At 52.6% G+C, this 20,601-nt stretch carries 19 protein-coding genes; 3 read left to right on the forward strand and 16 right to left on the reverse strand.

The window, feature by feature from the left end; all coding sequences use genetic code 11:
* The 12 genes from AC5S3R_RS16185 to AC5S3R_RS16240 all read right to left on the reverse strand — a co-directional run.
* Window positions 1–930 (reverse strand): RHS repeat domain-containing protein (locus AC5S3R_RS16185; protein ID WP_494268192.1); only part of this gene is annotated, 930 nt, incomplete at its 3' end.
* A 59-nt stretch (window positions 931–989) separates the two neighbouring features.
* A complete protein-coding gene (locus tag AC5S3R_RS16190; protein WP_494268193.1) occupies window positions 990–4,718 on the reverse strand; it encodes an RHS repeat domain-containing protein in 3,729 nt (1,242 codons plus the stop codon).
* 9 nt (window positions 4,719–4,727) lie between these two features.
* The gene (locus AC5S3R_RS16195; RefSeq protein WP_494268194.1) at window positions 4,728–5,540 is read right to left on the reverse strand and encodes a hypothetical protein; all 813 of its coding nucleotides are present in this window, start codon (window positions 5,538–5,540) and stop codon (window positions 4,728–4,730) included.
* A 405-nt stretch (window positions 5,541–5,945) separates the two neighbouring features.
* Window positions 5,946–6,932 carry an IS481 family transposase gene (locus tag AC5S3R_RS16200; RefSeq protein ID WP_494268195.1) on the reverse strand — a complete coding sequence of 329 codons (987 nt, stop codon included), beginning with the start codon at window positions 6,930–6,932 and terminating at the stop codon, window positions 5,946–5,948.
* A 49-nt stretch (window positions 6,933–6,981) separates the two neighbouring features.
* On the reverse strand, window positions 6,982–7,197 hold the full coding sequence (locus tag AC5S3R_RS16205) for a hypothetical protein (RefSeq protein WP_494268196.1): 216 nt from the start codon (window positions 7,195–7,197) through the stop codon (window positions 6,982–6,984).
* Window positions 7,198–7,594: 397 nt separating this feature from the next.
* Window positions 7,595–8,389, reverse strand: coding sequence for an RHS repeat-associated core domain-containing protein (locus tag AC5S3R_RS16210; protein ID WP_494268197.1), 795 nt, complete (start codon window positions 8,387–8,389; stop codon window positions 7,595–7,597).
* Window positions 8,390–8,494: 105 nt separating this feature from the next.
* Window positions 8,495–8,716: a hypothetical protein gene (locus AC5S3R_RS16215; RefSeq protein WP_494268198.1), complete on the reverse strand. Its 222-nt coding sequence runs from the start codon at window positions 8,714–8,716 to the stop codon at window positions 8,495–8,497.
* A 319-nt stretch (window positions 8,717–9,035) separates the two neighbouring features.
* Window positions 9,036–10,544, reverse strand: coding sequence for an autotransporter outer membrane beta-barrel domain-containing protein (locus AC5S3R_RS16220; protein WP_494268199.1), 1,509 nt, complete (start codon window positions 10,542–10,544; stop codon window positions 9,036–9,038).
* Between the two features lie 53 nt (window positions 10,545–10,597).
* Window positions 10,598–10,909, reverse strand: coding sequence for a hypothetical protein (locus AC5S3R_RS16225; protein ID WP_494268200.1), 312 nt, complete (start codon window positions 10,907–10,909; stop codon window positions 10,598–10,600).
* A gap of 408 nt (window positions 10,910–11,317) precedes the next feature.
* Window positions 11,318–11,581 (reverse strand): hypothetical protein, encoded by a 264-nt coding sequence (locus AC5S3R_RS16230; protein ID WP_494268201.1) that lies wholly within the window; start codon window positions 11,579–11,581, stop codon window positions 11,318–11,320.
* A gap of 502 nt (window positions 11,582–12,083) precedes the next feature.
* Window positions 12,084–12,926: a tyrosine-type recombinase/integrase gene (locus tag AC5S3R_RS16235; RefSeq protein ID WP_494268202.1), complete on the reverse strand. Its 843-nt coding sequence runs from the start codon at window positions 12,924–12,926 to the stop codon at window positions 12,084–12,086.
* Window positions 12,927–13,106: 180 nt separating this feature from the next.
* Window positions 13,107–14,138, reverse strand: a complete 1,032-nt coding sequence (locus AC5S3R_RS16240) for a DNA-binding protein (RefSeq protein ID WP_494268203.1) — start codon at window positions 14,136–14,138, stop codon at window positions 13,107–13,109.
* A 182-nt stretch (window positions 14,139–14,320) separates the two neighbouring features.
* Here AC5S3R_RS16240 and AC5S3R_RS16245 point away from each other — a divergent pair, with 182 nt between their 5' ends.
* From AC5S3R_RS16245 to AC5S3R_RS16255, 3 genes are all read left to right on the forward strand, one after another.
* Window positions 14,321–15,436, forward strand: coding sequence for a tyrosine-type recombinase/integrase (locus AC5S3R_RS16245; protein ID WP_494268204.1), 1,116 nt, complete (start codon window positions 14,321–14,323; stop codon window positions 15,434–15,436).
* A 191-nt stretch (window positions 15,437–15,627) separates the two neighbouring features.
* Window positions 15,628–16,068 (forward strand): outer membrane beta-barrel protein, encoded by a 441-nt coding sequence (locus AC5S3R_RS16250; protein ID WP_494268205.1) that lies wholly within the window; start codon window positions 15,628–15,630, stop codon window positions 16,066–16,068.
* Window positions 15,984–16,262 (forward strand): outer membrane beta-barrel protein, encoded by a 279-nt coding sequence (locus AC5S3R_RS16255; protein ID WP_494268269.1) that lies wholly within the window; start codon window positions 15,984–15,986, stop codon window positions 16,260–16,262. Before AC5S3R_RS16250 ends, AC5S3R_RS16255 begins: the two co-directional genes overlap by 85 nt.
* Window positions 16,263–16,282: 20 nt before the next feature.
* On the opposite strand, the gene AC5S3R_RS16260 is transcribed toward AC5S3R_RS16255, so the two are convergent.
* Genes AC5S3R_RS16260 through bluB form a run of 4 tightly spaced genes read right to left on the reverse strand, consistent with a single transcriptional unit; the run spans window position 16,283 to window position 20,596 of the window.
* The gene (locus AC5S3R_RS16260; RefSeq protein WP_494268206.1) at window positions 16,283–17,380 is read right to left on the reverse strand and encodes a pyridoxal phosphate-dependent aminotransferase; all 1,098 of its coding nucleotides are present in this window, start codon (window positions 17,378–17,380) and stop codon (window positions 16,283–16,285) included.
* Window positions 17,377–18,345 carry an adenosylcobinamide-phosphate synthase CbiB gene (cbiB, locus tag AC5S3R_RS16265; RefSeq protein ID WP_494268207.1) on the reverse strand — a complete coding sequence of 323 codons (969 nt, stop codon included), beginning with the start codon at window positions 18,343–18,345 and terminating at the stop codon, window positions 17,377–17,379. Before cbiB ends, AC5S3R_RS16260 begins: the two co-directional genes overlap by 4 nt.
* Window positions 18,342–19,931 carry a cobyric acid synthase gene (locus AC5S3R_RS16270; protein ID WP_494268208.1) on the reverse strand — a complete coding sequence of 530 codons (1,590 nt, stop codon included), beginning with the start codon at window positions 19,929–19,931 and terminating at the stop codon, window positions 18,342–18,344. The genes cbiB and AC5S3R_RS16270 overlap by 4 nt, the downstream gene beginning before the upstream one ends.
* Entirely contained in the window at window positions 19,928–20,596 is a 669-nt protein-coding gene (bluB, locus tag AC5S3R_RS16275) for a 5,6-dimethylbenzimidazole synthase (protein WP_494268209.1), read from the reverse strand. Before bluB ends, AC5S3R_RS16270 begins: the two co-directional genes overlap by 4 nt.
* Window positions 20,597–20,601 lie beyond the last annotated feature (5 nt).

Here is a 20,601-nt window from a genome sequence, read left to right on the forward strand (position 1 = left end):
GTCATACTGCCAGCAGTAGTTCGGATAAGGGTTGTTGTCCTGCGAGCCGGCAGCCGTGGCAAGACGGTTGAGCGAATCGTAGGTGAACGACCAGCTTCCATTCACTGAGTCGGTGTAGCCGGTGACGTTGCCCACGGCGTCGTAGCCTTCCGACCCACCTCCGGAACTCTGGATGGAGAAGCTGTAGAGAGAAGCACTGGAAGAAGCCTCCTGCTGGCCCGCGACCTGGAGGCTTAGGGTAGCCTCATCGTGCTGCTGCGGGGTGCTCGTGTCAACCACCTGCACCGTAAAGCTGACCGCGCTGCCCGCGGATGTAGGCGTGCCGGAGATGACACCCGCAGAACTCAATGACAGACCAGAAGGCAGCGAGCCCGAAACAAGCGACCATGTATAGGAGTTCGACCCGCCGGTAGCCTTCAGCTGTGCACTGTAGGAAACATTGGCCGCTCCGCTCGAAAGCGAATCTGTGGTGATTTGCAACTGATTTGGTGTAGGCCCAGCAGGACAAGTGCTGGAGTATGTTCCGGGCGTAACGACAAAAGGCAGGTCGTTGCTGACCACCCCGCCGGAGATAACTTCTACAATCCCCGAAACCGCATTCGGAGGAACTTTCAGGAAGATTTGGCTCGCGGTCCAGAGCGTGACGGCAGCTTGCACAGGCTGGACATTCGTATCAGCCGTGCCGTTCTTGTAAGCGATAAACCAGACTCCGCCGTTGTCGCCAAATCCAGAACCTGATAGCACCAACGGTGTACCGGCCGATCCGTAGGCTACACTCCCCGGCCCATATGTTTTGCCGGCCATCTGGACCTGTGACTGGAGCGCCGGATACGGAGCCGCCACGGTACTCAGTACCGGCGCCTGGGCGAAAGCAGACGATGCGGCAACCATAATCACAAGCGACACAAGCCATGAATCCCAACGTTTCATCGCGGTTCGTCTCTCTCCTGGGCTGTCGCCGTTGACGGTAACTACTCCATGGATGATCTCTATTGGCATTGCGGGGCCGTGATCTGCTGTTGTGCCGACTGTTGGTTGCAAACACGCAATCGGTTGTCATACTGCCGCGACGTCCAAAGGCTCGTGCCTAAAAGCCAGTTCGATAGAGCGCCTGCAGGAGAGTATGTCGTATTGGAAAACAGAGTCGCCGGATGTGTGGTGTCGCTCCAGGAACTGTTAACGGTTGCCAGATGTCCTGCTGAGTCGAACTTCTGCGAGAAAAGAAGTGCTTGTTGCGGATAGGAGCCCGCCGTTTGGGTTGTAACTCCATTGCTGTAATCAAGTAGATTACCCGCGAGATCGTAACAATACTGAAGCCCTGATGCGCTGGAAAGGCTGGTGCAGTTGGCTGATGGCTGTGAGGGTACGGAGGCGCTGGTACAGTAGCCTGCTGCGCACTGCTGTTCACTTACCACACGGCCCATTGCATCGTATGCCCCAAAGGCCCGCAAGGACTGATAGTTGGAAGGTGGTGACGATGCACAGCTTCCTGGCTGCGTCCACTCTGCTGCAAGATGACCAATCCCCTTAGAGGCCGAATCATATTGGAAGCAATTGGATAATGTACCTGCGGGGGCATTGGTATAGGTTTTACTCAACAGGCGATTTAGTGCGTCGTAGCCATAGGTAACCATCTGCGTCCCGGAAGTTACATTAATGGCCGGCGACGTCTTGGTAAGAACATTGCTGTTTGCATCATACGTGTATCCAGTGGTCCCAACCACATAAGAAGAGGAAGCCTCTGTAGGACATGCGGCACTCGAATTTTCAGGATTCGATGCGCAAACTAGGCGAGACAAACTGTCATAACTGAAACTGCGCGATCTACCGCCAGAACTACCATATGCACCGCCCCATTGCATCACTGAACCCAGATTATTCAAGGCATCATATTTGTAGTCCGTTTCAAAAGCGTAGCTTGGAGAAGAACCCTGTTGCGGGTTCTGTTCCATTGCCGCTACTAAACGGCCAAATACATCATTAACTCGTTGAGAAACGTGTCCGTTCTCATCAGATGAATCAACCCACAACGCTGAAGAAATGCTACTTGCATTTGGATGACAGTCGGACTGCCCCATGGTACTGATATTGTCATAGCACCACTGGAGCAAGTTCCCATCTTGCTGTTTTTGTATAGTTTTGCGGCCTATTGCATCGTAGGAATAGTAAGTTGTTATTCCTGAAGGAATTGTTCCGCGATATGGATTAGTTACTGACGCAACATGATCCAGTCCATCGTAAGTTATATCGACATCGTCGCTTCCCAACGGGTCAGATACCAATTGACTATGAATCTTCCGGCCTAAACCATCATAGACAATGCTATTGATAATTGATCCAGATGCACTTCCTGTCGCAGTAGTTACCGTAATCGTGGGAGATTGGCTTGTGACCGGAGTTGCATCTGTCGAGTATGCGTATTGAGCTCCTCCTCCGTCAGGATATTGAATCGATTGAAGGTTTCCATCGTTATAGAAGGTGTAGGTTGTTTTCTGCTGATTCGGATCAGTGATACTAGTCTTTTGTCCCGTATTGAAATCATAATAAATAGTTGTAGTTTGGCTGAGTGCGTTCGTGATGCTTGTCGGGTATAAGCCTTTATAGGTAGAGCTATAGGTGTTGATTTGATTAGTATTTCCCAAAGCATCCACAGTATGATCAATCATTCCTGTTGAAGTCCACGCGGTGTGCGTTTGGATAGCAGATCCTGTATTGTTCCATCTGCTGATCGATGTCGGATTTCCACAAACGCCGCAGGAGGAATAAGCAGATTCATCATACGTAATCTTGGTTTGAGCAATCATATTATTGCTGCCATCATATGTAGTGGTTGTAGTTGGTGTATTAACTAGCCCGTTGCTCCAATACGCAGTATTACTACCCCACGCATAAGAAGTTTGAGTGCTATTCAATACACTCCCCGTTCCACTCGATGTTTGCGTAGAAATTGGTAGCCCGAGTGAAAGTGGAATAGGAGAAGGTGAATTTGCCAAGGCGGCCGACGCTCCTCCTGTATCACAATTATTTGTGTCAGACTCCCAACAGGAAGGTGCCGCTGCTAGGAATACACTGTCGTACCCTGTATTCTTAACTAACGACGCCACGCCATCTATTGTCGTAGTTTGTTTGATAGGCAGACCATTCGCAACTCCGGGATACGGGTCTACCTGATTGAAATTATTTGGCAGGGGTACCGCTCCGAACTGGTTTGATGTGGAACGCGATTCCAATAAGACACCTGCGCTATGTGATCCCTGATATACGTTTGTGCTCGCCTCGTAGCCAGAACCACATCCGTTTTCATTGTTGGGAAGTTCATATTCATAAACCGTATCGTTTCCGTTCGGGTCTGTTACTGTTGGAAATTGTCCCGAAGAAATCCCAGTCCCTTTGTATTGCCAGGTATATGTGTGGCCTTGCAGGTCTGACTCTGTACGCTGCGTGATTTGAGGAGAGCTCCAATAGCCACCGCCCATAACTGCGCTAATGCTTGGGTCGGACACGATGCAACTCGTGTTCATCGCATAAGAATAGTTAATAGTTCCACCAGAGGGCTCAATCAGAGTCTTTAGAGTTCCATAGCCAAAAGATGATGAATCACTGGGATTGGCAGAATCATAGATAAACCCCCAAAATGTATTATCTGGGGAAACAATACTCTGGATAGCTCCGATTGCTCCGCTAGTCTCTTCAAAAGTCTGTATGAAGTTGCATGCCGATTGGTCTTCATCACCACAGCTTCCAGGAACGTTATTGGAAACTACGGTTTGCCCATTATTTTTCCAGAAATTTGTCTGTACGTTAATAGCCGTGTAGCAGACGAGATAGGTTACAGATCTCCCATTCGGTCCGGGAACAACCCACTGCGCACTACCAGTTATTGGCTGGTAAGGCGCATTGTATGGCGATTGCGAAAGATCTGGGCATCCAGTTGTTGCAGAAGTTTTGCTAGACCAAGAAGGGGGGAGGGAGATTGAGCGATTAACCGAATCCGTGATTGTCCCAGACGATTGGTTGATCGTAATTGCATTCCCGTGCTTGTCTGTAATGCTACTTGTCTGATCATTGAAAATGGCATATTGGATGCCCTTTGCATCTATCAAAGTTCCATTATATGAAATATCATGAAAATTGTATGGCTGAGGAGATGACGATTGAAATAAAAGTCTTGTCCCATCTACTGTTCTCATCTGCGTCAAATTAGTCGCATCATAATAAAGAAGATGTGTCGCTAATGTCCTATCTACAATAGAGTAATTTTCCATTATACCCTCTGCAGTATTCTGCGCTAGCGATATAAAAGATGATGCAAGTTGATATCCCTGATCGATTGTAATTTGAGGACCAAAGATGTCTTCATCCTCAATTGCCCCATTAGATGGAACTGCTTCGGTGTAGTAAGAAAACGTACAACTAATATCATCCTGAGTACAGGAATATCCCATTTGCCACGCAGTTGAGTTAGCAATGGCGCTAAAACTTAGCGAAAGATCTCCAAGCTGCGGTAAAGAATAGAGCGGAATATCAATGACAGCATTACCTGTGCTGACATTGACGGTATCTACATGATGCTCCTCGTATGGACCGTAGGGAACAATGCCGAGTGGAGGTGTCTGATTGGCGAACTGATTGCCGGTTTGAGCATAGCTGGTTGCAGACGACAAAAGGATAGATAGCATTGCACTGATAAAAAGAAAACCTGTTCTTTGTTTGCGCATGTCGCTACCTTATCTCGCGGTATCAAATGTTTCAGATGGAAGAGTGTCTGTAAAAACTACAGACGTAAGCTGCAATGTATCTGTATTACCGCTGATTCTTCGGACCTGAATTGTGGACGGCTGAAGAAGACTGCCATACCACTTGAAATCAACGAAAGAAGCAATTTCAGTTGGGTACTGGTTGTGAACGAGTTCGACAATCGGGTATTGAACAGATACAGGCAAACTGCTTACTTTTGAGAATGTCCATACCATTACAACTTGGTTCTGTGGGTAGAACAATTCATCACAGGTTGCAATTACAATTACTTCGTTCGCGCTGCCCTCAGACTGAGTGCGATTGGGAATACTGAAGCGACAATCTTTACGCTTCAGCGAAATAGAAAGCGCAGCTCCTGGGTAACTTTCAGCTAATGAAGTAATATCGCTTGTATTACGAATTGTACGAAGCGTGCCATTAGCTCCACGTAATGTCCGAGAACTATGCGTCTGAGTCATAGATAATCTGTGGCCTGCAGGATCGGTGAAATTCCGACGTGATTGATTATGACCACTACTCCAATCGTCTGACCATGTGACTTGGTGGTCGGGAATGCCTTTTTTCGATATAAGAACTGTCGCCGACGCGGCACCAACAGCATTCCATGCACCTCTCCCTCCTAATGCAGTTATTGCTTTTTCTATCGTCGTGATGGCTACGGAATCGCTTGTGGAGGAAACGGAAATGGATTGCGCAAATAGACAGTTTTCCTCTACACCCCAGTAACTAATAGTTACAAGCAAAGTTACGCAAAAGCAGAAATGACAAACTGCAAGATTCATCTTTCTATGTGCCCGCATGAGTCTCACGATCCCCCCTGTGACCGAATGCCCTCAACTAACGACCAGCCAACCTACGTCACTGCAATTAAACGCCTGAGATATAGTCAGGCCTGATTCAAGCGGCTCTACTTAAACCCCCTAAAATTTTTGGGCGTAAATGAAAGGAATTCTTTGCATATACGCTCGCATGCTCAGCTACAGATGCATTGATTATCCCTGACAAAATGAAGTTACACGCGAAGCAATAGCTGCCCTTTAAATACAAGGACATCATTAAGCACCATGGCGCTTGCCGCCAGCACAAACTGGCGTTTAAATTCAGTGACAAAGTTTGAAAGGGTTAGAACCCCGAAAGCGGTTCAACACATTCAGTTAAACTATTTTTTGACGCTTCATGTCAAGGAACTAATGGCCATAATCCTTTGTGGTGTTTAGTCCCGGCATTTGATGGGTTGGATCGAGGGTAAATCGATCTGGTTCTTTTTGCCAGCATTTGCAGATGAACTCGTATGCCGTGAGGCCATGGAGTGTCTTGAGCCGTTTAGCGAAGTTATAGGCGGCTACGAAGTCTGCCAGATGAGTGCGAAGCTGTTCGTGGTTCTCGTAGTGATAACGCTGCACCGTTGCCTCCTTGATGGTGCGATTCATGCGCTCGACCTGTCCGTTAGTCCAGGGATGATTGGGCTTGGTGAGGCGGTGATCGATGCAGTGCAAAAGACAGACCCTGTCGAAAGGATGTCCACGAAAGCGCGCGGTCGGTCCCCTGCGGTTCTTGGGCAAATCAGCGAATTGGATGCCGTTGTCGGTAAGCACGGTATGGATGCGATAGGGAACAGCTGCGATCAGAGCCTCGAGGAATGCAGCGGCGGCTCGCATGTCGGCCCGCTCCACCAGTTCCACGAAGACTAACTTCGAGGTGCGATCGATGGCCACAAACAGATAGAGCTTGCCCTCGGCGGTGCGCACTTCAGCCAGGTCGATGTGGAAGTAGCCGATCGGATAATGCTGGAATTTCTTGTAGCCAGGCTGGCTGCCGCCTTCCACCTCCGGCAGCCGGCTGATGCCGTGCCGCTCCAGGCAGCGATGCAATGAAGAGCGGGTGAGTTGAGGAACAGTGGCCTGGAGCGCATAAAGGCAGTCATCCAACGGCAGCAGCGTATGCCTGCGAAAGGCTACGATGATGGCCTCTTGCTCCTGGGTCAGGACTGTTGAACGAGGATGCTTCGGTCCGGTGGGCAAGTCGGCCACCGAGCAACGCTTCTTCCACTTGGCTACCGTCTTGGGGTTGATCCCATGCCGACGCGCCAGCGTCCTCAGACTCTCTTGACTATGTTGTATCGCTCGACGGACTGCCTCTGTCGTAGTGGCGCCCCGGTGCAGAACTTGTCCCACAGTGCTTCCTTCCACTCTCGCGAAAAGTATGCACCATCAAATGCCGGGACTAAACACCTAGTTCGGTACCGGGGATACCGGTCTTGGCAAGAATTTCGCTTTTCGGCAAGTCTGCCATCATCAGAAGGATGGCTTCGCGTCTAGTTTCAAATATTTTTCGCGCCTCAGGGTTGACGAGCGTCCTTTCGTCTACCTCCGGCCAGGTATCGGTTTGAAGCAGGTCTGCTCGATCTGCCCTAATCGTTTTTAATGAAAACCGTTCCATGTCTACCCCCCAACGCAATTGACAGGAATGGCCAACATTTTACCGCCGATTTCGTGACGAAGCTAATGTTTAGTTGCCTCGGTCAGGAATATCAATTTTTACTTGTCAAATACGACAACTTCATTCTCACCTGAAGATAGTCTAATAGACTTGTTTTCAGAGCTTTCTCCATCCGAGTGCCGATTAAGTTTTAGTTGCGTTTACGGCTACAGGCTCGCTCTGGATGATTGTGGACCATTCCCAAATTGCATCCATCGGACTCTGAGTGCAATCTTTGCTTTTTCAGCGAATTGCGGCGGCCTGTTTCACAACGCTATAGGGGTCTGACCCGACTCCGATTTCTAAAGCGACAGGCTTGTCATGGAGTTCTTGAAGCCGCTCATCTTGAAAATCACCTTCACGATAGTCCTGAAGAGGGACCATCGTAGACAATATCCGATGGTTCATGCCCATCTGCATCTACTCTCGTTAGCGGATTGTTCCGCACGTAGCTGTACAGGTTCAGGCTCTGTGGGTCTTCTAGATTGGCATAAGGAAGCGGCTCTTCCTTGGCTGCCCAGTCCGGGCTGAGGAACCTTCCCATCGTAGACGCGTAGTATCTGGCCCCGAAGTAGTCGTTCCCTGATTCGTTATCATGTTCCTTCGACGTGAAGTGTAGCGGCGTAGCATCCTCGGCGTTTTGATCCGCGTACGGGTCTGGGAAGTACGCTAATCGATCCCCGAAGGGCAAGCTCTGGAAGTCCATCTCCGGCTGTCCGAGGTTCGCGAGCATCCCGCTGACCTGCATCCGCCGTGTTCCCAGATGGTCTGACAGGTGAAAATGCAGCCACGGAATCTGCACAGAGGGATTCGCCGGGTCTGAGACAAGATCATAGGTGCCGATCAGCCCGCCACCGGCATATACATTGGTTCTCTGCCAGTTGTTCTTGCCATCCAGCATGGACAACTGCTCTCCACTCGGACCAAGCACATAGTTCTCCGTGAACTGGAAGCCGTTCTTCGTCGGGTCGCAGCTCATCGACGTGATTGTGCCCTTGGCCACGCGGTTTCCATCCGCGTCATAAAGATACCCGGTCATCGACGTCATGCCTGGGATAGCCGTGTTCGCGACCGCACAGACACGCCCTTCGCCGTCGTACAGATACTGGTTGACTCCATCATTGAGCAGATTCCCGGAAGCATCGTAGCCCAACGTCGCCGTAACCCCGCGCGCATTGGTGCTCTGGATGCGATTCGTGCCGGGATCGGAACCGTTTACGGTGAAGCTGTTAATCTCCGTCTCCAGCCACGCCGACGACTAGGCAGTGCAACTATTAGAGCCGGAACTGAACGCCGCCGACGAAATATCCTGCTGCAGGCGATTCCCGAAGCTGTCGTAGCTCCAGCACACATACCGCTGCGAACCATCCGGCCAGGTCACGTTCGCCGTGGCAAGGCGGTTCAAACTATCCGGGGGGTAGCTCCACGAGCCCATGATGCCGGTGCCATTGTTATACGTCGCATCCTGGAAGGATGTCACGTTGTTGGCAGCATCATAGCCTACACTGTAGCTGTAAATGGAGCCGGACTTTTTTCCTCTTCTGATACGAACAATCTTGCCGTCGTAGCTCCTGAAAGTATTTGGAGAACATTGCGATCCCAGGACAGCTCTGAAAGTCTGTTAGTTAAGATGTTGATGTGGCTCCCGAACCACCGACGGCGAGACAGTCGGCAATTCGTTGAGATTTAGAGCGATTTCTGGGTAGCTGTATCCTGAAGCCCCATCAACATCTCGCAGTCGATCACGGGGATACTCTCCAAACTCGGAATTGCACTCAGCCTGTTGCGTTTCATGTTGCTTACTGCAATGTAACCAGTACCTCGATGACACCCGAGCCGGAGTCGAGTGATCCCATCGCCTTACCAATCACCGCGCCAAGCATACGACTGCGGTCCGTGCCCCTCATTGCAAAACCAGGAACTGATGAGGAGACAAGCAGGTCGCCGCGATGAATCGCGCCGTTCTCTGCTGTAACTTTCGTCGGCACAATTCCCACCATCGCCATCGGCATCTGGTCGGTTGCGTCCTTGAGAGACTGTCGCTGACCGATTACACCTGGCTTTGTCGCGTAAATCCCCGCTACCATCGTCGAATACGGCTCGGCAGACTTTCGCACGTCACCCTTGGAGTCATCCGTTAACACGAGAACATCACCCGGCTCGTAGGACTTCTTTTCACCGGCAGCTTTTACAGCTTCGGCATAATCGCCGCCACACAATACGCCCGTCCATGCCGTCTTCTGCTGAGTTCCATCTGCATAGGTAACTGAGCCTCCGCTTCCCGTGGTCAGCGCGATGTTGCCATTCACCTCAAGCTTGTTGTTAGTCCCAGGGTTCGTCGTGCCGATGCCCACGTTTCCGGTTCCCTGGATGACCATAGGCGTGGTAAGAGGCGTACCGGTCGAATTCGTATTGATAAACTCCCATCCGCCGCTTGCAAGCCCCTCATTGTTGACAAAATCAGTCATTCCATTGCCGTTGTTCCATTCAATCCAAGCGCCTTGAGATGGGGCCTGTACCACACCTCCATTCAGGTTGCTATTCACGTAAAGGGCTTGCAGTGTGCTTGTGCTGCCATTACCTACCTGGAAAATACCTTGCTGGCTATATGCAGTCGTTTGAACAGAGCCATCTGGAAACACAACACCTCCAGATGAAGTACGAATCTGACCAGCAACATCAAGCGGGTAGAGTGGGCCTGATGTGCCAATCCCGACGAAGCCTCCATTGAAATAAGAGCTTCCGCCGCTCTTGAGAGAAATCATGGAGGGCTGAGCACTGGAAGTAGCAGCGCTTCCGAAAATGTCGAACTCGCCACCCGGAGTTCTGCTTCCATTACCTCCAGGTAAAGTAGTGAGGGCGGCGAGTTTGCCAATATCGTCCGCGTTTGCTCTCCAGTAGAAGCCGCCAGTCCAACTGGATATACTCTCAATGAAATTCGTAACTCCTGTACTGGGAGCGTTGGCGCTGAAGATTACGCCTGCGCCGCCACCGGAAACAGCACCTTGAAAGATGAGATTGCCATCGACAGTGGCGTTGCCGTTCACTTCAAGAAGAGATCCCGGCGATGTCGTTCCAATCCCGACGCTACTGCCGGAAACCGAGATCGGCGAGTTGCCTAACGTCGAACTTCCAGTAAAAGCCGGAACCGTGTTGGTGGTGCCGCTGCCCGTCACCGTCTGCGCCGACGCGCCCGCCGCCAGCACGACCGTCGAAAATACCAAACCGATTAGCTTCTTCCCCATCATCCGTGTTCCCTTCCTCTGCCTCGTCTCTTGAAAGCTCGCCAAAATATTTTCGAATCGCATCGCCACGCATTCCTTCCGGGTGAGTTTTATTGGCCACTGCTCCGGATCACTCCTCAATGCCGCAAGACACGGTAGCACGGCATGACTGCGCTCGGCGCCGGCGTATGATCCAGTTGTGGCTGGTAGCCTAGCCGTTCCGGCAGAATCGCCATCGGATCGCCGGGCGCAGTGCGCAGTAATATCTCCCCGAAGGGCCGGTCGCATTCCGGATCGCGCCGCACGGAAAGAACGGTGCCCGCTTCCGACTTGACGACTGCGTGTGCCAGCGCCGGCCATTGGTTGGGATAGGCATCCACCAGGCGCACGAGAACTGTCTCGCTTTGTTTCGGCAAGGACAGCTGCATCAGATAGGTGTCTTCGTTCATCCCCCATGAACTGCGAAGGAAGGTGCTCGTTGCAAGAAACCGTATCCGCGCTCGTTGTCCATGCCGATGCGGCCACGCTCCTGCTGGAACTGCAAGCATTGCCGTGATCACTAGAGCTATCACAATTTGCAACCGATGCTTCAAAAGCACAAAACTCCTCTTTGTCCGCCAATGGCGGACTCCCCTCAGAAGCCTGGCATTATGCGCAAAGCTACGCCATGCTTGTTCGAGTTCATACAGAATGTCGGAAGATAATAGACACTGCCTTATACGGCTGTGTGAAGCGAATCCGAGAACCAGACAAACAAAGATTAGAGCTACGTCCGGAGCAATCCGGCGAAACTCTTAAAGACTTGTGTGAAGCTAAAACTTATAGGCACAGTAGGCAATCCAGAATGGATTGTCAAGTTACGATTGGTGAATTTCTGAGTAGGTGTTTCCCAGCAACCTACAAACACCGCAAAAAGCTCCACACCCCTGCGGAGTACACATACCGACGTTACTACCGCTGACGGAAATCGGCGAGTTGCCGACCGTCGAAGCTCCGGTGAAGACCGGAACCGTATTGGTAGTCCCGCCGGAAGTGGTCACCGCAGTTTGGGCGGAGGCATTTGTTTGGACGTTAAGCACAAAAAGAAACACGACGGCGGGCAGTGCAAGACGCACTTTCATACGCTCTCCCAAGGCAACTGTGATAACAGCAATTCTGTGAGCCGCATGAACGTGTCTTGATTGACACGAATCCCTTGCGGGCACACCGCAATTCTTATCCAGATGTCGTTTGATTCCGTGAAGCTTTGTTAGTTCATGTTTCAGTGACCGTACTGGCAGCTTCCAGTACGGCGGTGCGAAACAGCGAAATGACAAACATCGACAGCTTTCGAGGCAGCGTCGGAGTCACCACCGCGGAGATACGAAAGGCCCATCCAGACGCTCTACCACTGCTGCCGTTATGCACAAGCAGAGATTGAACGATAAGGCCAAGGATGTGATTATGAATCGCACGTAGCCGAAATCCGTGTCAAGAGAAAAATATGTGAATGGCGTGCGCACGTAACTGAACAACTTGTGTTGTGCACAGTAGCAGTAGTAGCACCGGGTCCCGTCGTTCCATGCCCATTCGGATTTGAAAACTGGCGCCAGCGAACCGAAGTCCCTCTCGGTCCGCTGAAGTTCAGAGATACGACGGAGCGTACATCCGGTACTGCAACCGCGCGTGCTCCGGGCTGGAGTGGACATAGATCATTGTTGTCTCCACAAACGCGTGGCCAAGCTGCTCCTTAATTGCCAACAAATGCGCTCCGCGATGCAGAAGATTTGTGGCTAGTGAATGCCTCAAAAGGTGCGGATAAACACGCTTCTTGAGACTTGCGCGCTTTGCTGCCGTGCGGATCAACTTACGCAGGTTCTGCTGGGCATAGGGGCCGCCGTTACGGATACAGACAAACAACAGATCGCCGGGCTGTCCGCTACGCTCACGCAGGTACTCGGCCAGCAGGCTCACGCACGGCGCGGCAATATGCGCGTAGCGGTCTTTCTGTGTCTTGGTGGCCTGAATATGCAGCGTCTGGCTGCCCAAGTCAACGTCTCGTATTCGCAGCTGGCATAGTTCGCGGTTGCGCAAGCCAGCATAGGCAAGCGTCGCAATCATCGCGCGCTCGCGTAGGGTGTGGGCAGCCGCAATCAACAGCGTGATTTCGGACTCGGACAACGTTCCGCGCACCAGATGACGCGGCTTCTTCGGACGGCCAAGTTTAATGGGGCTTCCTGCAAAGGCGCAATAGGATTCGAGAGCGATTGACGTGTTGACGATGTGGGAATAGGAAGCTCCCGATTTGTGCATCCGTTCTATATGTTGTTCGATGGCCTTCGGTGTCGGCTGCAAGCCGATAATGGGCGCCAGCCGTCGGACCGTCGAAACATAGTTATGGACGGTGACCTCACACAATCCGCGCCGTGCGTGCAGATGTCGTGCGAAGCGGGCGAGAGTGGATTCGATAGAATTACGTGTAGCCATAAAGCCTCCTCAACAGGCTGATTGGTTAGGGGCGTCGCCGGTGTTGGTAGCACCGCGGCGCCTCGTTTGGTTTGATGGTTTCAATTGAACAATTCAGCGAGCAGCCATTTCTAAGCGCGCACCTCGCCGAACGGCTCCCCGCGTCGCTGTGCATGATTTTTCTCGTCTCGTGAGCAGGCCCTAATTGTCCACAACAAGCTGACTCGCCTTTTTTGAATTTCTCGGGCGCGTCGACGGTCGCTGAAGTGCCTTTTCCAGCCGAGTTTCTGCATTGGTAGCTCTGCGCTCCAGCGACTCAATTTGAGCCGCTTGCGCGCCGATCTTGCCAGTCAGCATGGCGACCTCTCCAAGCAGCGATTCGCGCTCGGCCTGCAGTCGATCCGCTTTCGCGGCCTCCCTGGCCAGATCGCTTTCGACTCTTTCTTGCTCATGGGTCTTCGATTCAAGCTGGGTCTTGAGTTGCTGAACCTCGGCGGACAGTTCGTCGTTCCTCTGCCGCGCGTTGGTTAGCAGCATCTCGGTTTGCCGGGCACTCTCTCGCGCTTCAGCGACCTGCGTCATGACCTGCTTCTGGACCCCTTCCAGCCGTTCTGTGGCGCGGTCAATCTCTGTATGGAACGCTTTCTCCTGTGCGGCCATGGCACTCTGAAGTTCGGCCATCCTCTGATCAAATTCACTGCGGGCTGCGGCCATTCGCCGGCCAGCCTCGGCACGAGAGGATTGCAGTTGTTCCTCCAGGGCAACGCTCCGTGCTTGTGCGGCTTCGGCAGCTACGCGCGCAGTGCCCAGCTCAATGCGCAACCTTTCAATATCCGCCCCGCGTGCCGTCAATTGCGTGCGCAGCTCGGCGGCCTGCTCCTCTCGATCCGCGAGGCGCGCTTCGAGAGCGGTCTGTGTCTCTGATGCTGTTGCCAAACTGGCTTCTATCTCTTCCCTGCGCTGCACGAAGACCTTCTCTCCGTGCTCGACGGCCAGGGTCCAGGTCGCGATCATCGCCTCTGCCACCTCGCGGGGCAGGGTGGAGCTGAATGCGCTGGTCTTGGATTGCTCGTCTTTCCACGCCTTGAGCTCGTCATTGATCGTGGTACGGCTGCCTTGACGGATTTCGGCGTAGATGAGGTCGACGGTCAGGTCGTGGGGTCTGCGCCCGGCCGAGAGCAGCCGCGTGGCAGCTTCGCGGGTACGGACACGGGTATCGCTGGCGCGGCTCATTTTCCTTTTCCTTCGCTTCTGATCTGAACTATGCCAAGCAGAACTAGAATAATCAGTATACGCATGTATACCGTTATATATGTAATGATAAAGGGCAGAAATTTATGATAATTTCTATTATCAAAACTTCTTTCCTGTACACTGAACAGGTTTCTTTCACCGCCCCCAGGAGGCTCGCTGCCATGTCCGACTTAGTTCTCGTTTTGCCCATCGCCAGCGAATTGGACGGACGCCACGGGTCCAACCGGGCGCAAGGCGGAGTGAGGCAAATCGCCGCCGACACCGATGTTGAGGCCGTGCGCCTCTGGTTGGCAGAGTATGCCGATTCGCCGCACACGCTCCGCTGCTACCGCAAAGAGGCTGTGCGGCTCTTGCTGTGGTCAGCCCATGTCCCGGGCAAGCCGTTGTCCAGCCTTACGAGGGAAGATCTGCTCGCGTACGAAGTCTTCCTGGCGAATCCTTCCGTCGAGTGGGCCGATCCTGACCGGCCGCGGAGGGGCAGCGACCGCCGCCTGTTCACAGGCCCGCTCTCGCCGGGCAGCGTCCGGCAAAGCTTACGGATACTTTCCGGACTCTTCGGATATCTCGTGGCAGCAGGCTTCCTGGCAGGCAATCCTCTCGCTCTGCGCCGCCGTCGAAGGGCCACGACAGCAGGCCGCGTAGTTGTCGAACGCTACCTTGAGAAGCAGCTTTGGGAATCCGTGCTCGATTTCATCGAGTCGCTGCCGCAAGAGACGCCTCGCGAGCGTCAGCACTATGAGCGAGCGCGTTGGCTATTGCGGCTGCTCTACGGTGCAGCCTTGCGCGTGTCCGAAGTCGCATACGCCAAAACCAGTGATCTTGCGCAACGGCGCGGCAAATGGTGGCTGCACGTGACTGGAAAGGGAGGGAGGGAGGGCGATGTGCCGTTGAGCGATGAGTTGATGGCGGATTGGACGCGTTATCGCCGGTTCAATGGTCTGCCTACCGCGCATTCCTCGTCAGACAACTCGCCGCTTGTCCTGTCGGTCTTCGGGCGCAGCGACCGATTCTTGACGCCCACCGCAATCTACCTGATCGTAAAAGAGGTTTTTTGCCGTGCCGCCGCAGCTCGTGAAGCAGTTGATCCTGATGGTGCAGCAATACTGCGACGAGCTTCAACGCACTGGCTACGACACAGTTCGGCAACTCACCAGGCTGACGCCGGTAACGATATCCGCTTCATCCAGAAAAACCTTCGCCATGGGTCTCTTGAAACCACCGCCCTCTATCTCCATGCCGAGGATGACAAGAGGCACGAAATGACCACCAGCCGCTGACGATCTACGCATCATGCATTAGGGAATAGCTTTTAAGTACCTGTTGAGCGATTGCAGATTGCGGCGATGAAACTTTCCTCGAAGTCGCTGGTGGCTACGTGTAATCGCAAATCGTCCATGGGATCAAACCTCATGTTTCTGCAATGTTATCTATAGCTTAACCTGATTTCCGTAACTTTTCGTACGAATCATTGCCAAGCCTCGATTCCAACTACACAACAAGCGGTGGCCAGACTGTCTACGGGACGCGAATGGGGCAGAACATCGGAACGCCAATCAATCCCTCCAGTGAAAACTATGGGGAGAATACGACAGATAGCACCATCGCCAACTCCAACTACAATGCGCTTGAAGCGACCCTTCATTATCAGCGCAACGGCTCGCAATTTCTGCTGAGCTACGCATATGCGAAGTCTATCGATCAGGGCTCCAATCTTGGCGAACAGCTTGACCCGGATGACCCGCGACACACCCGCGCCATCTCCGCACTGGTGTACTTCACATCAACACCAATGGCCGCAACGGCAAACCTGCATTCAACACAGATCTGTATTCTGAAGAACCGCCTGGACAACTCGGTAACGCGAAACGCCGGATGTTCCACGGCCCCGGCATCGACAACTTTGACATGACGCTACAGAAAGACGTCCATTTCACCGAATCCTCCCTGCTGGCATTGCGCTTTGAGGCATTCAACGTCTTCAACCACGCACAGTTTTATGGCCCAGCGGCGGTTGATGGTCAAATTGAAGATTCAGCCTTTGGACAAATCGAAAGCGCGCAGGCTCCCAGGCTTGTACAACTCGCGGCTAAGTTTTCTTTCTGAGGCCAATCACAGCATCCCTGTCACCGGACTCTCATGTTTGTTTCCATGCAGAGAACAAGCGCCTCAACGAGCCGTTTGTTCTCCGCTTCTTTGCGAACTGCAACGCGTAGATGCCGACCGGAAAGTCTTTCGTAATTTGCACAGTTGCGCAGGACAACCTGATGCTTTGTAATCAAGAGCTCCCACAACTTTTTGCAATCAATCTCATCTGAAAAACGGAGCAAAAGAAAGTTTGCAACGGACGGATAGACCTCAATACCTAGTTTTTCAATTTCCGTCTGCATCCAATTTCGACGGTCGAGATTCAATGCAATTGTGCGCTGCGCATAAGCTTCATCCTGAACTGCAGCGCAAGCAGCAAGCGAGGCTAAGGTTGTAATGGCCCATGGAGGGATTGCCTCTTGCAGCTTCCTATTTACATTCGCATTGGCAGCGGCATAGGCAACTCGCAGGCCGGGCATACCAAAAAATTTCGTCACTGAGCGAAACACAATAAGGTTCGGAAAGTTGTTGACCTCGTCAATAAGAGATGACTCGGGACAATAATCAATAAATGCCTCATCGAGCAGCACGTAGACGTTTCGACGTGCCGCCTCTTCTACCAACTGGAGAAGCATCTTGCGACCAGTGAGAACACCGGACGGATTCTGAGGATTGGCAAGCAGAACTGCATCGCAGGAATCCAGTTTTTGGGCTATGCCGTCATAGCTGAAGCAGGATCTGCATGCAAGTGGATAAGGATTCACCTGAACGGAAGCGCGTTCCAGCATCTTACGGTATTCAACAAATGCCGGGACTGGAAGCAGGCATGTACGAATCGGTAACACATGAAGCACTGCATCAAGAATCTGCACAAAACCGTTCGCTACAAGCACATTTTCAGCTTCAACTCCTGCATAGCTGGCAAGCGATTTTCTGAGTGCCATCTCCCGCAAGTCGGGATAATTTGTAAGTGTAGATACATCATCCAGAGATGCACGCAGGCAAGAAAGAGCAGATTCAGGCGGACCTTCCGGATTGATATTCGCGCTGAAATCGATCACCCCAGAGGCAGGGACACACAAGCGTTCTGCAATCTGGCTAAGCTGTCCTCCGTGCAATGGAATGAGCTCGCTCATCTTGATCTCCTTGCACAGAGCACTGCCCCTAGCAGCATGCCTGTACCGAGGCCAAGCAGCGTAACGGCTGACACGACGCGAATAGCCTTGCGCACATCTGCAGGTTGCGGCGTGGGAAACTCTTCCCCCATCTTCTCTGCGGGAAGAGCCTCTCCTGCGTAGGTATTGTCTCCACCGAGCTGAACTCGGAGCGCGCCAGCTATTGCGCTTTCTGGCTGTCCCGCATTTGGGCTCTTGTGTTTGCTACCGTCGCGCTGCCAAACATGCCACGCATTGACTGGGTTGTCGTCGCCAATCGGAGAGGCTGCCACTATTGCGAGCGCTGTCAATCTGGCAGGCAGAAAATTGGCGGCATCATCTAATCGAGCAGCCGCTTTTCCAAAATAGAAATACCTCTCATCCGCATGGCCGATCATCGAATCGAGCGTATTGACAGCCTTGTAAGCCATTGCTAACGGCACACCGCCCAGGCTCATGTAGAAAAGCGGGGCCATGATGCCATCCGATGCACTCTCTGCCACCGTTTCAATTACAGCGCGGCATATCTCGTTCGTGTCGAGATGCTGCGTATCACGTCCAACAATGCGCGCAAGACGCTGCCGAGCCAGAACTACATCGCCTGCGTCTAATGCTGCGAGAACGGAACAAGCCTCATCATGAAGGTTACGAGAAGCAAGACAGGTCCATCCCAGTGCAATTTCGGTAAGCCATCCAAGTATCATGAAACGACGATGCGCCTGAGCAATCATGTACCTCGTCACGTAATAACTGGCTGCGACCAAGGCCCCAGTAAGGACTGCACCCGCGAGAAACTCGTCACGTTTCCTTTGCCCTGGCTGCCGCAGTATGTCCTCGCCCCTAGTGATTGCCCATCCCATAAAGCGAACAGGATGTGGAAACCATTCAGGGTCTCCTGCTGCCTGATCTGCAATGTAGACAGCCGGAAGTAGAAGGCAACGGTTCATTGCGTCTCCAGGCTGTTTCCTGTTGATGGTGATGACTGATACTTCAGCCCAACCCACTCGAATACTTTTGGCATATCGAGCGCCTGAGAAACTTCTTTCGCGAGCCGATCAAAGGATTCTTTTCGCCTTGCCTGCCAATCGTGCAAATTCGTCGCTGGTTCCAGGCGATAGAACTGTCGAGCGGCGTTGATAAAAGTGTGCCGAAAACTATCTGCGTCGAATAAACCATGAAGATATGTACCGAAGACTCTTGTGTCCAGGCTAACGCATCCATCCGTCACAGATTCAGATTGTCCCGCGGCATAGCGAGAAAGCTGAGCAAAGGGTTTTCCTGGGCCGGTACTGGACGTTTCTCCGACATGAATCTCATATCCTTGCAGCGCTGCTTCCCCAACCGCTTGCCCGAAGAGCACCTGTGCTGCAAACGTCCCTCTGGCAGCGCGAGTAACTTTCGTGGCTTGCATGGTCGTAGTGATTGGCAGTAAGTCCAGTCCCGCGATTTCTCCCTGCGTTTCAATGCCGCACGAATCAAGGATTGTCTTTCCAAGCATCTGCATTCCCCCGCAGATGCCAGCTACCAGGCCTATACGGGCATGCGCCTCCAATGCGACATCGAGTTTTTCTGCGCGCATCCAATGCAGATCATCTACTGTCTGCTTGCTGCCGGGTAAAATCACGACGTCTGCTCTTAGAAGGTGTTTGGGTTTACAGCAAAAGCGCAGAGACACAGAAGGCTCTATGCGTAATGCATCGTAGTCTGTAAAGTTCGACAGGGATGGAAATGCAATTACCGCAACTCGTAATGGTCGGTTGGCTGTATCCAAGGACCATCGAGCATGACTCAACGAATCAGCCGGCGGCAGCCCAAGGCTGTCCTCTTCCTCCAGCGAAAGCTCCTCGATATATGGAACCACTCCGAGGCATGGCTTCTGCAATCTCTCTTCCATCATGCGAATGCCTGGCATGAGCAGCGATACGTCGCCGCGAAACTTGTTGATGACAAAACCTCCAATGCGCGCTCGCTCTTCTGGCTCCAATAGCTCTACTGTTCCGAGCAGCGATGCAAAAACACCGCCGCGGTCAATGTCGCCTACCAATATGCACGCTGCATCGGCCAGATTTGCCATCTGCATGTTCGCGATATCGTGCTGCTTGAGATTGATCTCAGCCGGAGAGCCTGCGCCCTCAAGAACGATTACGTCGTTCTCCGCAGCCAGCTTTGCATAGCTTTCGCGCACGATGGGCAAAAGCTCATCGACTCGCCGCAGATGATATTCCGCAGCCGAAAGACGTCCCCATATTTTGCCGCGGACAATAACCTGCGAAGTCATCTTTCCAGCCGGTTTCAACAGGATGGGATTCATGTGAACAGAAGCTGCAATTCCAGCCGCTTCTGCCTGCAACGCCTGGGCACGACCAATTTCAAGCCCCTCTGCTGTCGCTGCGGAATTGAGAGACATATTCTGCGACTTAAATGGCGCAACCCGATAGCCCTGCTGCGCAAAGATGCGGCATAGTGCCGCTGACAGAAGGGATTTTCCAGCATGGGAGCTAGTGCCAAGAACCATCACCGCGCGGACCGTCATGGAATGCTCGCCTCGGAGTAGCGCTCATACGATACAACGCTCTCCAGTTGTATCCGCTTTTCCCATCCAAATCGCTCCAAGTCTGGATCGCCAGCAAATTCCTCGACATAGCCAATGCAGAGATACGCGACCAGCATTAAATGGTCGGGGACATTCAGCAATGCGCGCAGCTTTGTGGGGTCCACAATACTTACCCATCCAACACCTATGCCCTCACTGCGAGCAGCAAGCCAAAGATTCTGAATTGCGCACACGGTGGAATAGGCTGCTGTCTCTGGCATTGTTTGGCGCCCAAGGCCATGTCCACGTTTGCTCCTGGAATCACAAAAAACACAGAGATTCTGTGGCGCTTCGAGAATGCCTTCCAGCTTCAGTTCTGCGTATTGCGTTGCCTGCTGGCCCATGTAAGCTTTGATGGCGTGCTTGTTTGCTTCCTTAAAAATCTCATGGACAGCTTTACGGGTAGCGAGTTCCCGGATGACTAGGAAGCGTGATGGCTGCATCAAGCCAACCGAGGGAGCGCAGTGCGCGGCACCCAGGATTCGCTTGAGCAAGTCCTCCGGCAGCGGCTTATCGAGATAGCCTTGACGCACGTCACGCCGTTCCGTAATTACGCGATAGATCGCTGCGCGTTCTGCATCGTTAAAGGAACGTTGCTGGCTCATCCTAT

The sequence above is a fragment of the Occallatibacter sp. FHG110214_02 genome (genome assembly GCF_059115385.1).